Genomic DNA, 14,529 nt, shown 5'->3' on the forward strand with positions numbered 1-14,529 from the left:
ACGCCCGGAACTCTCTTTGCTCCCGCGCTTTCTACCAACAAATCGACCATTTCCGAGAGTCCTTCCATGAGCGACGACCTGCAACCCCCAGACCTGAATTCCTGGCAGCGTCTGTTCGATGACCAGACCTACTGGCAGCAGTCCCCTGACGCTCATTATTTCGACTTGCAACGGGTCGCCGACGACCTGCTCGGTCAGGGTGCCATCGACCTCGAACAATGGCAGATCCTGCGGGCCAAGGCCGATGACCTGCACAAGGAATCTCCCGCCATCAATGTCACCCGTGAAATCGACGACCCCAACGCTTGAGGACAACTGCCATGAAACCCGTCAGCCAAGGCGAACACCCTGACGAACCCCGCCCACCGGGCGAAACCGAACGCGACAACGACGCCCTGCGGCCCACCGATCCCAATCGGCGTGAAAGCAGCGGCAAACCCACGCCCAGTGGCGAATCCACCGCGCAGGACACGGCCAGGCAACAAACACCTGCCAAGCCCTGAACAGCGTCTATGCTCAGGGGCACGCCCGTCGCCGAAGTTGCTTCGCCAGCGGGCGCTGCCATTCATCACAGGGAAAGTACCGTTTATGAACCTCCACGCACTGGCCAAGGCCATCACCCTTGCAACTGTATTGTCCGCCACCAGCTTCGGAGCCTTTGCTGCCGACATCCCGTTGTCTGCCACCATCGAAGCGGATCAAGTCACCACCAAGGTACTCGCCGTCGATGCGGCCAAGCACCAAGTGGTGCTGGAAGGCGCTGAAGGTCGTCAGGTTCACGTTCAGCTCAGCGACAAGGCGAAAAACCTCGCCAATCTGAAGGTCGGCGATCAGGTCAACGTTCAAGTGCAGCGTTCCGTTGCCGCTTACCTGGACACCGATGTGGATAAAGGTCTGCCTGGCTCCATCGAGCGTACCGGCGAACTGCGCAATGCCCCGGGCAGTGATAACCCCGGTGGCGAGGCATTTCGTCAGGTTCAGGTGCAGCTGAAAATAACCAGAATTGATTTGAAGAAAAACCAGGTCACCCTGGAAAACCCGTCAGGGCAGTCGAAAACCCTCGACGTGAAGAGGCCTGAAATTCAAGCCAAACTGAAAGATCTGAAAGAAGGGCAGAGTGTCATCGTCACTTACACCGATATATTAAAAGTGACCAGTCAGCACGAAAGTTGAGTATTAGCTCTACAGAGTGATTGTTCTTGTACAAGTCTAGGTATGAGAACAATCATATAAAAGTGAGGCCTGAAAGTTTCTCGGTAAATATCGGCGAGATACAGTTTTTAACTTTTCAGTACATAAATTTCATGATTGTCCATGACGACATAAGCGACAACTTCTATTAAAATCCTCCACGTTCGCCCAGTGTCAGGGCTCTTTACCGGTGCATGGATTGCCAGGCCATTACACTGGGCGAACACCTCCTCGGAGTGGATGTATACAATCATTGCAAACAAAAAGGGCGACTATAAAGTCGCCCTTTTTATTCGCCGCGATTCAAACCGAGACGTGCCCCCGAAAGCGTTTGAGGGTCGCCTGATACATCTTCGTGCGACGATGGCCCGCGCCATAGGTGCCTGCGGCAGCCACCGTACCGGCCTGAATGTGATCCAGGTAGCGGAAAATCTTCCGCGGAGACAACAACTTGATGCTGTAGCCCAACGCCGTCATGCGATCCTGCAACGTATACCCCGGCACTCGATCATCCATACAGAAGTGCAGGCCTTCGGCCTTCATCCGTCGAGCATTCCACAACGTGCAGAAACTCTTCAGATGGGTTTCCCGATAAGGTTTTGGTTCTTTGGTCTTCAGGCCCATACGGGTTTTTGCCCGGCGAACATAGTGTTTGCAGAAACGCGAAGTTAAACGCCAGGTATCGCGCACTACACCGCGATTGATTTGCTCGACACAACCGACGGCAGCGATATCGGACGCGTTCGTGCACTCACGCATCATCATTGCAAACACCTCTTTGTCGTAGACAAAGGTGTCGGTGTGCAGCAGAAACACATAATCGGTTTCGACTTTTTCCAACGCCATGTCCAGCGCTTTGCCGTGGGCAATATGGCCCGCCTCTTTGCCCGGCGAAGGCCGTTCGATCAGATTGATCCAGTCTAGCGAACGCAAGTAATCAAGACTGCTGTCGGCCGAATCGTTGTCCACTACCCAGACGGGAATGCGTTGTTCCTGGACATGTTCACGCAAAAGCTCCAGGCACATTTTGGTGATGTCCGGGGTTTTGTAATTTACCAAGACAAGGCTGAAGTTCGACGCTGGCTGGGTTGGTAAAACAAACGTTTTCATGTCAGAAGGACTCGTCTGCGATTCAAGGGCGACCGGGTTTCGTGGCCGCAATCGTAGCGAGGCAACCTTAGTCGAACCTTAATTTTGGAATCTGGCGGTGAGGCGGAGTGCGTCCAGGTGAGGCTGCTGAGCCTGTCAGTCCTTCTACACCCAAGTTTTCAAACCTGTTAAGCCATTTATAGGCGGTGCTTGGGCTGATATTAAATCGTCGGCAAAGCTGCCTGAACGAAGCTGCACGGTGGACACCTCTTCCCAAGACTCAGGTCATCTCCTTGGCGATGAGCAATCCGTCTATTAAAAAGTGTCCACCATGTTTCCGAACACCTGTCCACCATGTGTCCGGTACATACAAGGGCGCGCGGTCGGGGCCAGGAAATGCCCGCTGATCAGCAACGGCTGATCGCTCTTGCCTTGGGCGAACTGGAAATCGCTGCGGTGAATGATGGAGTGTTTTGTAGTCTTGGCGTGGGGTGGTAAAGTTTACTATTTGACGCATCTTATAAGGATATTGCTCGTGTTTCGTCAGTTCGTGCTTGCCCTTCCTTTTATGACACTGCTGGTCGGTTGTGAAGCCGAATCCGGCTCTTTGCCAAGCAGTGAAAACCTGTCGCCGGAGAAGGTCGCGTCCATTGCGGCCACGGTCAAGGAGAAATATCCAGACATATCCAGAGAGTTACGTGGCAAGGTGGTCCAGACAGTTGTTCAGTCGATCGACAATATGGTGTTTGTCGAAGGTGGTCAGTTTGATATGGGCGACTTTGGCTGGGCTTGCGAATACGACGAGAAGGATGTTTGTGCTTGGCCCTGTGGGCAGGAGCCGGATCAGCTTTGTAATATCAGTCGCGATCGCGATGATGATTTTGTGCATTCGGTAAAACTGAACTCTTACTATATTTCGAAGTATCAAACTACCATTGGCGAGTTTGATACATTTTTTTCTGCGCAAGGAAGAGCGCTTTTTGATGCGGAGTACCGCGAGAGAGCAGACTTAAAAAATATGTATGCCTCCAGACTACCAGCACCCACGAAGCACTGGCAGGAGGCTAAAGATTTTTGTCAGTGGATAGGAGGCTTGAGTGGTTATCCGGTGGACCTTCCCACTGAGGCACAATGGGAGTTTTCTGCTCGTAATCGTGGACAGCATCTACTTTTTCCAACGAGTAACGGAAGCCTGATCGTAGGTAAAAACTTTCCGGTTGAGGGAGGGGGGGGGACATTTGTAGTGGATCGATTTCCACCAAATCCTTTAGGTCTTTATAATTTGTCCGGTAATGCGACAGACTGGGTAAACGATTGGTACGATAAAGATTATTATAAAAAGTCTCCCGTAGAGGACCCGCAAGGGCCGGAGTCTGGCACGCAGAAAGTAAAGCGAGGTTCTAATTATCCGGAAGCGCCGTTATCAGCAGCACCGATTGTCCGACGCTGGCCTGATAATCCTGACCAAGACGCCTACTATCCTGGCACTGGATTTCGCTGCGCTATCCAGACAGATAAAACGCTTTAGTTAATAACCAAGGCGCCTTTGGCGCCCTTGCTCAAGCCTGAACGTCAAAGTGGTTGCTGCGTTTTGCGGCTATCAAAGTTCTCTCTTTACGCCAAGGTAGGCCGTGGTTCCAAGCAAGCATCCCAAAGTCCGGTGCAGTGATATCGATATTCATCGCTAGGTTTCCGATAAAGCGGTTGAATTGTTGCTTTTCTGTTTCATCAAGCAAAGAGTTTAGACGGGCAAGGCTTTCCATTCATTGGTTTTTTTGCCATCTTTAGAACAGTGCTCTAGTGCTCTAGTGCTCTAGTGCTTAAGTGAAATGCTTCCCTCTTCGTAGGTGCGAAAGGAGAAATACTATGGGTTTTTTTTTGATCTTCTGCCCAAGACTCTACAAAGCTTTCAGTTAATAAATAAAGCATTGGTCCAATTGTTTCTGGCGGTAGCATTTATAAGGATGTGGAGTTTTTTCAGATTGATGGATTGATTGCTGAGTAGATATGTCGCAAGACGTTGAGCTTCCTGTTTTGTGGTTTTGCGTCTTTTCCACCATAACGATATCTTGTTGAAACTACCTTCAAACGCTTCAGTAACGGACTGCTCTGGGTTTGTCGCAATTTTAAAAGATCCGCCGCCATACAATTGAAAGCATTTTTCGTTACTGCTAACTGATAATGGAAGTCTGCTTTCGAGAGTGCATTGCAAAACACATAAATCAGATCACCAAGACGCATGGCCAGCAACTGGTCTTGTCGTCGGCCTGGCCTTCGCGGTCCCAGTGGAGCTGGACTTTGACGCGGCCGTATTCGTCGCAGTGGATTTCTTCACCTTTCGCGGCTGTTTGCCTTCGTGGTGGACTTCGGTGAGCAACCAGAGGTCGTTCCATTTGGCTTTCGGGCGCGCGGTGAGGGCGAGGAAATGGCCGCTGACCAGCAACGGCTAACTGCTCTCGCCTTTGACGAGGCGGAAGTCGCCACTGTGGAGGATGATGCATTTTGTAGTCTGGGCATGGGATGCTGAGGTTTGCCCTTTGACGCACCTTATAAGGATATTGCTCGTGTTACGTCAGTCTGTACTTGCCCTTCCTTTCATTGCGCTGCTGCTAGGTTGTGAGGCTGAGTCGGGCTCATTGCCTAGCAGCAAGAGCCTGCCCGCGGAAAAAGTCGCCTCAATTGCGGCGACGATCAAGACGAAATACCCTGATCTTTCCAGTGAAGTGCGCGACAAAGTGCTCAACACGGTTGTGAAGTCGATCGACAATATGGTGTTTGTCGAAGGTGGCCAATTTGATATGGGTGACTTTGGATGGGCTTGCGAATATAACGAAAAGGATGTTTGTACTTGGCCTTGTGGACAGGATCCGGAACAGCTTTGTAATATAAGCGGCAATGGAGATGATGATTTTGTTCATCCTGTCAAATTAAGCAGTTATTATCTCTCGAAGTTTCAGGCGACGCTGGGAGATTTTGATCTGTTTTTCGTGTCTAACGGTAGACCACTCTATGATGAAGAAGATCGAAAACGCGAGGATTTAAAAGATCAATATTTACCTGATCTTCCAGCGCCTACCCAAAGCTGGCAGGAGGCAAAAGATTACTGTGCATGGATTGGATCTTTAAGTGGTTACGAAGTTGACTTGCCTACAGAGGCCCAGTGGGAGTTTGCTGCCCGTAACCGCGGGCAGCATATCTTGTTCCCCACTAATACTGGAAGCCTGGACTATGGTAAGAACTTCCCCGTTGAAAATGAAAGTGAAAGCCATCCGGTGAATCGCTTCGCACCTAATCCCCTTGGATTATATGGGCTTGCTGGTAATTCAACTGATTGGGTAAATGATTGGTATGCGGAAGACTACTACAAAATTCCCCCATTCGAAAATCCGCAGGGACCGAAGTCTGGTGAGCTCAAAGTTAGGCGAGGCTCGAATATCTCAGACGCGCCACTATCTGCCGCGCCGCTTGTTCGTCGTTGGCCTGCGAAGTTAATGCATAAGTATCATTCAAGTACTATGAGTTTTAGATGTGCTATTCAACAAGAAAAGCCTCTGTAGTTGTATATGATCAAAGCGCCTGCGGCGCCTTGATCTCAAGCTATTCCGTCAAATGGACGACTGTTTCGGGCGGCGACCAACGTCTTTTCCTTGCGCCAAGAAAGCCCAGGTGTCCAAGCGATCATTGTGGCCGGAGATGTTGAGTCATTGTTGGTGGCCAACGATTTTATGAATTGGTTGAATTGCAACTGCTCCGTACCATCCAGTAATGCATTGATACGGTTCAGGCTTTTCAGTGCATCAACTTTTTTTCCGTCGTTAGAGCAGTGTTCTAATACTTGGATGAAATGTCGCCACGTACGAAGATGGGAGATTAAGAATACAACAGCTTTTTCTTGGTCCTCTGCCCAGCTTTCGACGAAGCTTTCTGTCAGGAGATAGATCATTGGTCCCACTGTTTCGGGTGGCAGAAGGCTGATAGGAATATTTTTGCCATTGACCTTAATGGTTTGATTGTTGAGCAGGTAATTGGCTATTTTTTGCGCTTCGTGCTTGGTTGCAATCCGCTTTCGCCACCATTTTCCCATGTCTTCAACATTATCTGAAAACGCCTTGCCTAACGTTTCGCCTGGCTGGCTGATGACTTGAAAAAGGCCCCTAGCCATATAGTTAAAGGCTTCTTCAGTTACAGCCAGTTGATAGTGGAAGTCGGCTTTAGACAATGCATTGCAAAACACATAGATCAAATCGCCGATTTTCTCGATGTCGACCGTCGTGCCAAAACCTCCTCCTGCACCTGGCCCAAATACTAGACTGGCTTTACAGTTAATCGCCAAACGATCCGCGCGAATCTCAATATTAAAATCAAAGCCCGCCCCAATACCCAGAGCCGCGTTCCCTTCAGCCTTGACTTCAACCAAGCTCGACCAATCCGTACTGCCGCTGTCGTTTGCCTGTCCTGCGACGATTTTTCCGGCGCCTTGTTTGGTCGAATCAAGCCATTTCAACGTTCCGGTTACGGTGCCGCCGCCTTGCACGCCGGCGAAAGCGTTACCCTTCACGCCCAGGCTGCCGCCGCGTCGTTTGTCGACAGCAATGTCGGGCGTGCTTAGGAGCGCGGTCGCGCCGGAGGCTTCCGCCTCTTTTGGTTTGTATTGGGCTTTGACACCGGCCTGACCTTGCGCCGTTGCTCCGAGGAAACACGACAACTCCACCTTGCCTTCGAGTCGGAAAACACCGATATCGCTGACGACTTCCTTACCCTCGGCATTGCGATAAGGCATTCGTACCACATAGCCGCCTTGGTCTGGGAAGAAACCCTTGAGCTCTACGGAGCCTTCGGCCAACGAGATCGCTGCGCTGCCCTTGACGCCGAGTTCGATGTTGCCTTTGCCCGGTTCCCAACTGTTGATCCCGGCGCTGGCTGTTGCGGCAAAACGGAATGCGTGGGCCTCGGCAGATACCGCATATTGCGCCGAGTCCACCTCGTTAGAGGTCCAGGAGCATTCTTTGTGCAGTGCGTTGAGCAGGTTGTCGTCTTTGCTCGTCCACGAGGTGAGTTTGGCTTCGAGACTGCCGAGAGGGCTGGGGCACGTATGGCTTCCCATTTGCCTAGTCCATGAACAGGAGTCATGACCTCCTGTGTGAAAAAGTGCACCGTATCGGCCTTGGGATTATCTATGGCCATGCCAAAGGTATAGCTACTGATTACGCCTACTCCACTGAATCCGGTGCTGACAGAGATCCACGCAACTGTGTCTTCCCAAGGCTGGATGACGGCTTCGTCGGAGCCATTCGGGAAGTAACAGAACTCTCGGCGTTGACGGTTAAATCGGATGGGTCTGGCGCGGGCTTTGTTCCTTGTGGTGCTGATAATCGCGTACAGGCCAATCAGCGCTGCTCCCCCTCCACACCAGAGCGCTAGTGATATTCCGAACTCAAAAAAATCGTTGAAATAAAACCAGAAGCTTCTGCCGAATGGGTTTATGAATACTGCGAAGCCCATCAATGTTGGGAGACCAAATAGACAAACGATAACTACGACTGTTGGGAGTGCCACAGCTAATCGTGTTTAGAAAGACTTGGTGAGATTGCTGCTACCCAAGTCCAGATATGTGTCGTTGACTTCAACAAAACTTCCGCCGAGATCCATTGGGATTTGCCCGGTCGGAACTGGCAGCGGTGAGAAAACTAATGCTTCGCCTGTGGCAAAACGACGTGTTTCACCCGCCGTGGGGCGGTGATTTTTGAGGTCAAGTTCGACTTGCTGTTCAGGTTTGGATGGCATGCAATTCAACCGAAAAAATGTAGGCGGTTTAGGCAACTACAGGGAGTCGCTAGTTACTAGCAACCAAGGAGCATTCGTGGTGCGCGTCCTTAACACAGATACTGATTGAAGCAGCTTGCCATTCTGCGCGTTTAGGGTCGTGGTTTCGAATCGCTTCTCTCGGAAAGATTTATCACCGGCTACGGGGTGGTAGCGTAAAACGACGGCAAGGCCATGCTGGGCATTAGCTTCGTGTTGCCATGCTTGACGTCCGGTGCGGCATTGTTGGCACTGGTGGAGCTATCGCCGGCTTCGGCCTTGCCTTGCGTAGCTATGCGGGTACGCAGAGATTGAATCTCCGCATTCAGTTCGGCGATTTTTTTGTCTCGCAAGCCTTCCCAGTTGGTTTCCAGATAGTTGCCTTCAAAGGCCGGCTGGGGCGTGTAACGGTTATACCAATCGCGGGCCTTTTGCACGGTTGCCAGTTGACCCTGCAGATCTTCCTTGCGCTCGATGATACAGATAAACTTTCTTAGATCAGTAGCCGTAAGCCGGAACAAAGTAGGAAAGTGGTGGGTGAGTCTTTTCCCAATCTTTGGCAAAGCGGATCCCATCCTTGATCTCTTGAGGACTCATCTTTTCGGCAATTTCAGGAAGGCTTCTTCTAGCATCCTCAGGGGCTACGCCACCGCCTTGCAAATGGGAGATAAGGTAGGTGATTCCATAGGCTTCTACTAAGTCCAACGGAAATCCGTAACTGTCAGGGAGATGCGCTACAGTGAGGGCATATCCACCAGCGGCATCAATGTGACCTGACTCAGCGGCCTTTTTTAGCCAATATCCTACGTCTTCTTTGTGTGCTTTATTTTCATATAAAAAATTTGCGTAAAGGTACATACCCGGTGGGTAGCCGCTCTCCGCTGAAGCTTTGAACCATTTCTCAACGGCTTTTTCGCGGCTGCCAGGAATAGGGAACCAGCCTTCACCATCTTTGTACTTACCAGCAAGGACTTTTTGAGCAAATCCGCTGCCTGCCGTCGCTGCTTTTTCCAACCATTGCAGACCTTGCTTGGCGGTATATAAAACAATCATTGCCTCAGTATCGCCTTTCTCGGCGCGCTCATTTGCAACCTTTAGTGCATAATTCCGCCATTCTTCATCGCTTTTACCTGAGCAACTCCCCATCTCTTTGCACAAATCATGCGAATTACTCAGCCGAAGCATTGCATACAAATCTCCTTGCTTAGCTGCTGATTCGTACCATTTTTTTGCGTCTTCGGTGGTGTAGCGGTTGCTGAGGCGGATAGCCTCTCCCAAGTAATATTGCGCTGTACTGTCTCCCGCATCTGCCGCGATTTTCAGTAGCGGCTGAGAATCGTACCAGTCACTTTGTTGATACAGGATAAGGCCTTTATTTTTTGCTGCTTGTTGATCGGTCGTAAGTTCTGCAAAAGCTGAAGTGGATAGAAATATTGAATATAAAATGATGGTGTATATTGTTTTAATCAATGTTTGGTCCTTTGTAGAAAGCCTTGACTTCTTGGGTAGGTGCAAATGCAGGGCCGGTATATATGCTCGAGTAAGTGCAGTGGCTATTCATTTTCGCCCCCAGAAGTTTAGCGTTTTCTGAGTACCGCTCCCGCATTCTGTTGTTACCCGGGATGTGGCCTAAAACCCTTTCATTCATGAATAGATCGAGTTTTAACTTGTTTTTGCAGAACATAAGTCCTGCCTGCGGGGGGCGAATCCCGTCACGATTCATGCAAATAATTGCTTCTTCAAATTGCAAATTCGCAATGGGTTTTTTTGAAATCCAACTAAGGCATCTTTCAATTGCTTGTTGTTGAATGAGGTATGCCTCGTCGTTGTTGTAGCTTTTACTGTCCTCATCATCTTCAGCAGAAAAAGACCTAGGTGAAGTACTTAAAGCCATTAGTAATGGGCCTAGGGCCTGTGGGGTTAGGTTGTAAACCCAATCCTGCATTACTTTTTGGTTTTTATCCAAAATAAGTGTGTGAGCAATTTGTCCTCCACGCCCCCCCTCAGTCAGCGCATCAAAAATCCCTTTAACAATGGCATACCCACGCACATAGGCAAACGCCACATCGATACCCGTGGCGCCGAGGAAGCTCAGTTTTTGCAGGTAGTCCATGGCTTCGCCATCGACCCACTCAAGATCCTTGTATTGGTTCGCGGCCATTTCCTGTCGCACCAGTTCCGTCAAGGCCACGATGCTGTCGTAGCCGACTTCAAAGGTCAAATACCCTTTGACGCCTGCGCCCCAGACCAGCGCACCCTTGATCGATAACAGCAGGTGGCCGTTTTGCATCCGCAGGTGCATGTCGCCGGTGTAGCCGGCGCCGATGGCCACGGCCACTTCAACTTCCAGTTTGGCCAAAGGGCGCCACTGGTTGGCTGAAATACGATTGGGCACGGGAGCGGGAGGGAGGACGCTTGGGGGAGGGCACCAGAACAGTTTGCCGGTGACTTTGCAGCCGGCTTGGGCGCCGGCAAACACTTCGAACTTGGCGAGCTCGCCGGATTTCTCAGCGATGTCCACACCGACCAAGCTGGTGTAGCCGGTTTTCTGATCCAAGGTCAGGTCGCGTGACAGCATGAGGCTTGCGCCAGCGAATCCCCAGGCCTTGGCCTCCAGATCCAGAGACAGTTTGCCGAAGTTGACGCTGCGCACGCTGCCGTCCTGGGCCTTGTATTTCGCGACCCAAGGGTCGGCCTTTGCCCGTTTCGGGAATTCGACTTTGAGCAAGCTGACTTCCCCACGCCACGCGGTTACATCCAGTGCTACTTCTACGTTGGCAATTTGAGGGGAGCCACTTTTCAGAGTGGGGCCTTCCATTTTGACTTCGGACAGCAGGTTGGCGCTTTCCGGGAGTAAGCATCGAACCAGTTGGGCCTGCGGGCTGTTGTCGAACAGCATGAGGTTGCGCAACTGCTTATCTTCAAAAACCATGGCTTTGAGGTTTTCGCCCCAGCTCTTACGTTTGGCTTCGGCTTTGATGCTTTCGACTCTGTAGCCTTTGGCTTCCAGTGCGGTGAAGAATTTTTCAGGCAGGAAAAGTCCATGTTCATCGAACCATGGCCCCTTTTCATCGAATTGGAGCGCGCCTTCCTGTTCCAGCCAATCACTGAATATCCGGTCGTCGTCGGATTCTTTGGCAATCGATTTGGGCAAACTGGTCGCGAGTTCTTTGAGTTGGCCCTCGAATGCGTTGCCGCTGACCTGCGACAGATGTTTCAGGCTGATGTGGTTAAGGATCGTCGTCGAGGATGCGCTGCTGAGCTCACGCAGTGGAATGTTTGTTTTGGCCAGTCGTTCGAGTGGTTTTGGCTTGTAGCTTTCCGCGTCCCAGAGAAACAGACGGGGGGGCTTCAGTGCTCGAACGCGTGCTTCTGCGGTGTTCTGAATTCGCTCTGCCTCGTCATTCAGGTCGTACCACTGTTTTTGCAAGCTGACGAAGAGCACCCCGGGTGGCGCAGATTTGCCGCCTGTGGCCGAGACCCATTGGGAGTAACGTTCTTCGATCTTTTTCTCAAGCTCATCGCGTTTGGTGGTCAGCTCGATGAATGCCTGAAAATCCTCGGTACCGGCGTACTGGTCATCGGGACTCAGCGCAAACTCGGGAACTGCAATCCCGCACTCGGCAAGCTCCACGATGGCATTGATGTACTTGGACATCAGGTCTTTCAATGCCAGGATGTTGATTTGCACACCCTTGAGTTTCTTTTCATCGATCTCGCCGGTTTCAATCAGCTTTTTGTGAAGCGCCTTGTATTCTTTCAGATGTTCCCAAGCCGAGGCGATCTTCTTGGTGCCAGGATCGAACATTTTGTAGCCGTGGGCTTTCGCCTTGTCGCGCTCTTTAATGTACGTATCGATGGCGTCACGGGCCTTTAACGCGCGTGGGGTATAGAAGACGCCGTTTTCTCGTTTGTACCCCAACGTTTTTGCTTTTTCGTCGGAAACTTTTTCGAGGGTTTCCATGTTTTTCTGGTTTTTCTCGATGCGCTGTCCAGCGTGGAACATCTCGCGCTCGGCGTGCATCGTGGCGTCGCTGTCACCCTTGGCTTTTGCTGCCTCCCAATCCTTGCGGCACTGAGCCTTTTTGGCAGTGTCTTCGGGGATTGCCGATTTCGAGTCGAGGTAACTGCTATGTTGCTCGCCTTCGAGAAAGGCTTCCGGGCCCGGGGTGAGGAAGTAGTCCATCAGACCCGCGTCGGCGATGTTGCTCATGCGCGTGGCTTTATCAGCGTCGACGGTTTTCTGTTTGAGCAGGCTAACGCTTTCCTTGAGTTTCTCGGACGTGCGCTTGGGCAACAGCCAGAAACGGCGCTGCCCGGTGACGTAGATGATGTCGTCATAGCTGCTGCTGCAGCCCGGCTTCTTGTCTTTGCAGAACGTTTCCGCGTCGGCAGTCTTTTTTGGCGGATCGGCCGGAATGACAACAGGTGGTTGTTCTGGCGCGGGTGTTTGTTCGGACGTACCTGTCATCTCAGACTTCCAGTCGTTGTACTTTCTCGAATGCCGGCATGTCGCTGCTCAGCACGTTCATGACGTCGGTGCGGGCCTGCAACGGACCTTGGTTTAGATTCGGCAGCAGGCGTTCAAGATGACGTCCTTCTTCAATGCCGTGATCCACCAGCAGTTGCAAATTATCGGCCACGCCGGACAGCTGCGAATCCGATAAACCTACAGCGGACTCGGCGTTCCGCAGCCGAATCCAGTACCACCAGCGGATCTCATCGAACGCTATCAGCGTGTCGCTCGTTAGGTGCAGCGGATATTTTTGTTCGCCATTAGAGGCATCAACTTTTTCTGTTTGTTCCCAAACACGCCAGTGTTGATCGTCGCTGTGGGCGGGCGGGGTGTAAACGCTGTCCCAAGGGCCGAACAGAGGTCGGGCGGGTAACGTCAGCGCCAGCGCGCTCCAGAACGCCGGGTCGTAGTAGCGCGCCAGCGAGTCACCATGAGACGGGTCGTTCATGCGCAGGAGGCGACGAGCGTGCAAGAGCGCGGTCTCTGGCTTTTCACGCGAGTTCAGCAAAATGCCGGCGCGGTTGTCGCGGCATAGCTCAATGGCTTGGGCGGCGGAAGGACTTCCCGGCGTCAGTTGCAGCCAGATCGGACTGACATCATTCATTTCGGCGAACGGCGTGTCCTGAAACAGCTTTTCAACACCATTCAACCCGGACTGTTGGTATAGCTTTTCCAGAGCTCGAGGCTGGCGAACGCTGTCGATGATGCCATAAAGGGTGCGGTTTCCACTGGTGCCCGATGGCGTCGTGGCCACGGGTTGTTCAAGGAAATGACTCAGCCATTCAGACATGGGCAAACCTCTCGCGAGCAAGCGCCATTGGCTTGCTTTCCACAGATCGGAACAAGGGGCAGGCCTTGAACGCTTTTTCGTACAAACGGATTGGTCATTGGCGGGACTAACACCTTGCCAGCCTTGTCAGCGTCAGCCTGTTTCACGACGCCCGGCGGCAACGGGGCGGCCCCCGTGCCGCTGCCTGGACTTCCGCCGGAATTCATGTTGATCACCGGCCCACTCATCGTCACGCCGCCGGCATCGATCTTGATAAAGCTGCCGCCACCGATGAGGGTCAGTTCGGCGCCGGCTTCGAGCACGACTTTCATACCGCTGCTCAGGTGGATTTCCTGGCCGGCATCAATGAACTGACCGGTGCCGATCTTGATGTGCTGGTTGACGCCCACGGTCAGGTGGTCGTTGGCGCGGGCTTCGACTTTGCGGTCGGCGTAGACGGTGTGGTGTTCTTCGGCCTTGAACTCGCTGTAGCTGTTTTTTTCGACGGTGTCGTGGCGTTCGTTGCCGACGCGGATTTTCTGGTCGTGCTCAATGTTCTCGTCCCAGTCGCGCTGGGCGTGCAGGTAGATCTGTTCCTGACCTTTTTTGTCTTCGATGCGCAGTTCGTTGTAGCCGCCTCCGCCCATCGAACTCAGGGTCTTGAAGGTGCTGCGGGTCTTGTTCGCCGGCAGTTCGTAGGGGACGGTGTTTTCCTTGTGGTACAGGCAGCCGCTGATCAGTGGCTGGTCGGGGTCGCCCTCAAGGAAGGTCACCAGCACTTCCATGCCGATGCGCGGGATGGCGATGCCGCCGTACTGGGCGCCGGCCCAGGCGCTGGAGACGCGCAGCCAGCAACTGGTCTTGTCGTCGGCCTGGCCTTCGCGGTCCCAGTGGAACTGGACTTTGACGCGGCCGTATTCGTCGCAGTGGATTTCTTCACCTTTCGGGCCGGTGACCACGGCGCTCTGGCTGCCGAGGATGCGCGGTTTCGGGTGGCGCAGGGGCGGGCGGTTCGGCACGTCCCACGGGGTGGCCTGAAAGCGGTTGCGATAGCCCTGGTGGAAATCGTCTTTGAGTGCGGTGGTGTCACTGGTCACCGACTCTTCGAGCACTTGCGGCTGTTTGCCTTCGTGGTGGACTTCGGTGAGCAGCCAGAGGTCGT

The 14,529-nt window shown here is 52.4% G+C and carries 15 protein-coding genes and 1 pseudogene; 5 read left to right on the forward strand and 11 right to left on the reverse strand.

Features of this window, described 5'->3' with window-relative positions; genetic code table 11:
- Positions 1 to 66: 66 nt before the first annotated feature.
- From AACY19_RS14810 to AACY19_RS14820, 3 genes are all read left to right on the forward strand, one after another.
- The gene (locus AACY19_RS14810) at positions 67 to 309 is read left to right on the forward strand and encodes a hypothetical protein (RefSeq protein WP_339451341.1); all 243 of its coding nucleotides are present in this window, start codon (positions 67 to 69) and stop codon (positions 307 to 309) included.
- Positions 310 to 320: 11 nt separating this feature from the next.
- Positions 321 to 503, forward strand: coding sequence for a hypothetical protein (locus AACY19_RS14815; protein WP_339451343.1), 183 nt, complete (start codon positions 321 to 323; stop codon positions 501 to 503).
- 85 nt (positions 504 to 588) lie between these two features.
- A complete protein-coding gene (locus AACY19_RS14820; protein ID WP_339451345.1) occupies positions 589 to 1,173 on the forward strand; it encodes a hypothetical protein in 585 nt (194 codons plus the stop codon).
- Between the two features lie 321 nt (positions 1,174 to 1,494).
- Here AACY19_RS14820 and AACY19_RS14825 read toward each other — a convergent pair whose 3' ends face one another.
- Together AACY19_RS14825 and AACY19_RS14830 are read right to left on the reverse strand one after the other, a co-directional pair.
- Positions 1,495 to 2,301 carry a glycosyltransferase family 2 protein gene (locus AACY19_RS14825; protein ID WP_339451347.1) on the reverse strand — a complete coding sequence of 269 codons (807 nt, stop codon included), beginning with the start codon at positions 2,299 to 2,301 and terminating at the stop codon, positions 1,495 to 1,497.
- A gap of 67 nt (positions 2,302 to 2,368) precedes the next feature.
- Positions 2,369 to 2,557: a helix-turn-helix domain-containing protein gene (locus tag AACY19_RS14830; protein ID WP_339451349.1), complete on the reverse strand. Its 189-nt coding sequence runs from the start codon at positions 2,555 to 2,557 to the stop codon at positions 2,369 to 2,371.
- 258 nt (positions 2,558 to 2,815) lie between these two features.
- Between AACY19_RS14830 and AACY19_RS14835 the strand changes: the two genes are divergently transcribed.
- The gene (locus AACY19_RS14835) at positions 2,816 to 3,808 is read left to right on the forward strand and encodes a formylglycine-generating enzyme family protein (protein WP_339451351.1); all 993 of its coding nucleotides are present in this window, start codon (positions 2,816 to 2,818) and stop codon (positions 3,806 to 3,808) included.
- A 31-nt stretch (positions 3,809 to 3,839) separates the two neighbouring features.
- On the opposite strand, the gene AACY19_RS14840 is transcribed toward AACY19_RS14835, so the two are convergent.
- Together AACY19_RS14840 and AACY19_RS14845 are read right to left on the reverse strand one after the other, a co-directional pair.
- Entirely contained in the window at positions 3,840 to 4,043 is a 204-nt protein-coding gene (locus tag AACY19_RS14840; RefSeq protein ID WP_339451353.1) for a hypothetical protein, read from the reverse strand.
- A 480-nt stretch (positions 4,044 to 4,523) separates the two neighbouring features.
- A pseudogene (locus tag AACY19_RS14845) lies at positions 4,524 to 4,768 on the reverse strand (type VI secretion system tip protein VgrG); the annotation flags it as partial.
- Positions 4,769 to 4,844: 76 nt separating this feature from the next.
- Here AACY19_RS14845 and AACY19_RS14850 point away from each other — a divergent pair.
- Positions 4,845 to 5,837 carry a formylglycine-generating enzyme family protein gene (locus AACY19_RS14850; protein WP_339451355.1) on the forward strand — a complete coding sequence of 331 codons (993 nt, stop codon included), beginning with the start codon at positions 4,845 to 4,847 and terminating at the stop codon, positions 5,835 to 5,837.
- A gap of 35 nt (positions 5,838 to 5,872) precedes the next feature.
- On the opposite strand, the gene AACY19_RS14855 is transcribed toward AACY19_RS14850, so the two are convergent.
- From AACY19_RS14855 to tssI, 7 genes are all read right to left on the reverse strand, one after another.
- Complete coding sequence (locus AACY19_RS14855) at positions 5,873 to 7,384, reverse strand: hypothetical protein (protein WP_339451356.1); 1,512 nt, start codon at positions 7,382 to 7,384, stop codon at positions 5,873 to 5,875.
- A gap of 464 nt (positions 7,385 to 7,848) precedes the next feature.
- Positions 7,849 to 8,064 carry a hypothetical protein gene (locus AACY19_RS14860; RefSeq protein ID WP_339451358.1) on the reverse strand — a complete coding sequence of 72 codons (216 nt, stop codon included), beginning with the start codon at positions 8,062 to 8,064 and terminating at the stop codon, positions 7,849 to 7,851.
- A 179-nt stretch (positions 8,065 to 8,243) separates the two neighbouring features.
- Positions 8,244 to 8,657 (reverse strand): hypothetical protein, encoded by a 414-nt coding sequence (locus tag AACY19_RS14865; protein ID WP_339451388.1) that lies wholly within the window; start codon positions 8,655 to 8,657, stop codon positions 8,244 to 8,246.
- Entirely contained in the window at positions 8,581 to 9,552 is a 972-nt protein-coding gene (locus tag AACY19_RS14870; protein ID WP_339451360.1) for a tetratricopeptide repeat protein, read from the reverse strand. The genes AACY19_RS14865 and AACY19_RS14870 overlap by 77 nt, the downstream gene beginning before the upstream one ends.
- Positions 9,545 to 12,553 (reverse strand): hypothetical protein, encoded by a 3,009-nt coding sequence (locus tag AACY19_RS14875; protein WP_339451362.1) that lies wholly within the window; start codon positions 12,551 to 12,553, stop codon positions 9,545 to 9,547. Before AACY19_RS14875 ends, AACY19_RS14870 begins: the two co-directional genes overlap by 8 nt.
- Position 12,554: 1 nt before the next feature.
- Complete coding sequence (locus tag AACY19_RS14880) at positions 12,555 to 13,388, reverse strand: DUF4123 domain-containing protein (protein WP_339451363.1); 834 nt, start codon at positions 13,386 to 13,388, stop codon at positions 12,555 to 12,557.
- On the reverse strand, positions 13,373 to 14,529 hold a 1,157-nt coding region (tssI, locus tag AACY19_RS14885; RefSeq protein ID WP_339451365.1), incomplete at its 5' end, for a type VI secretion system tip protein TssI/VgrG. The genes AACY19_RS14880 and tssI, both read right to left, overlap by 16 nt.

Origin of the sequence: Pseudomonas sp. EA_5y_Pfl2_R50 (assembly GCF_963970475.1) — a bacterium.
Taxonomy (GTDB): Bacteria; Pseudomonadota; Gammaproteobacteria; order Pseudomonadales; family Pseudomonadaceae; genus Aquipseudomonas.

Bases quoted from the DNA above. Each gene is read 5' to 3' on its own strand.
- AACY19_RS14810 (WP_339451341.1), top strand. From the start codon at position 67: ATGAGCGACGACCTGCAACCCCCAGACCTGAATTCCTGGCAGCGTCTG.
- AACY19_RS14880 (WP_339451363.1), bottom strand. From the start codon at position 13,388: ATGTCTGAATGGCTGAGTCATTTCCTTGAACAACCCGTGGCCACGACG.
- AACY19_RS14815 (WP_339451343.1), top strand. From the start codon at position 321: ATGAAACCCGTCAGCCAAGGCGAACACCCTGACGAACCCCGCCCACCG.
- AACY19_RS14860 (WP_339451358.1), bottom strand. From the start codon at position 8,064: ATGCCATCCAAACCTGAACAGCAAGTCGAACTTGACCTCAAAAATCAC.
- AACY19_RS14865 (WP_339451388.1), bottom strand. From the start codon at position 8,657: ATGGGATCCGCTTTGCCAAAGATTGGGAAAAGACTCACCCACCACTTT.
- AACY19_RS14855 (WP_339451356.1), bottom strand. From the start codon at position 7,384: ATGGGAAGCCATACGTGCCCCAGCCCTCTCGGCAGTCTCGAAGCCAAA.
- AACY19_RS14820 (WP_339451345.1), top strand. From the start codon at position 589: ATGAACCTCCACGCACTGGCCAAGGCCATCACCCTTGCAACTGTATTG.
- AACY19_RS14875 (WP_339451362.1), bottom strand. From the start codon at position 12,553: ATGACAGGTACGTCCGAACAAACACCCGCGCCAGAACAACCACCTGTT.
- AACY19_RS14840 (WP_339451353.1), bottom strand. From the start codon at position 4,043: ATGGAAAGCCTTGCCCGTCTAAACTCTTTGCTTGATGAAACAGAAAAG.
- AACY19_RS14825 (WP_339451347.1), bottom strand. From the start codon at position 2,301: ATGAAAACGTTTGTTTTACCAACCCAGCCAGCGTCGAACTTCAGCCTT.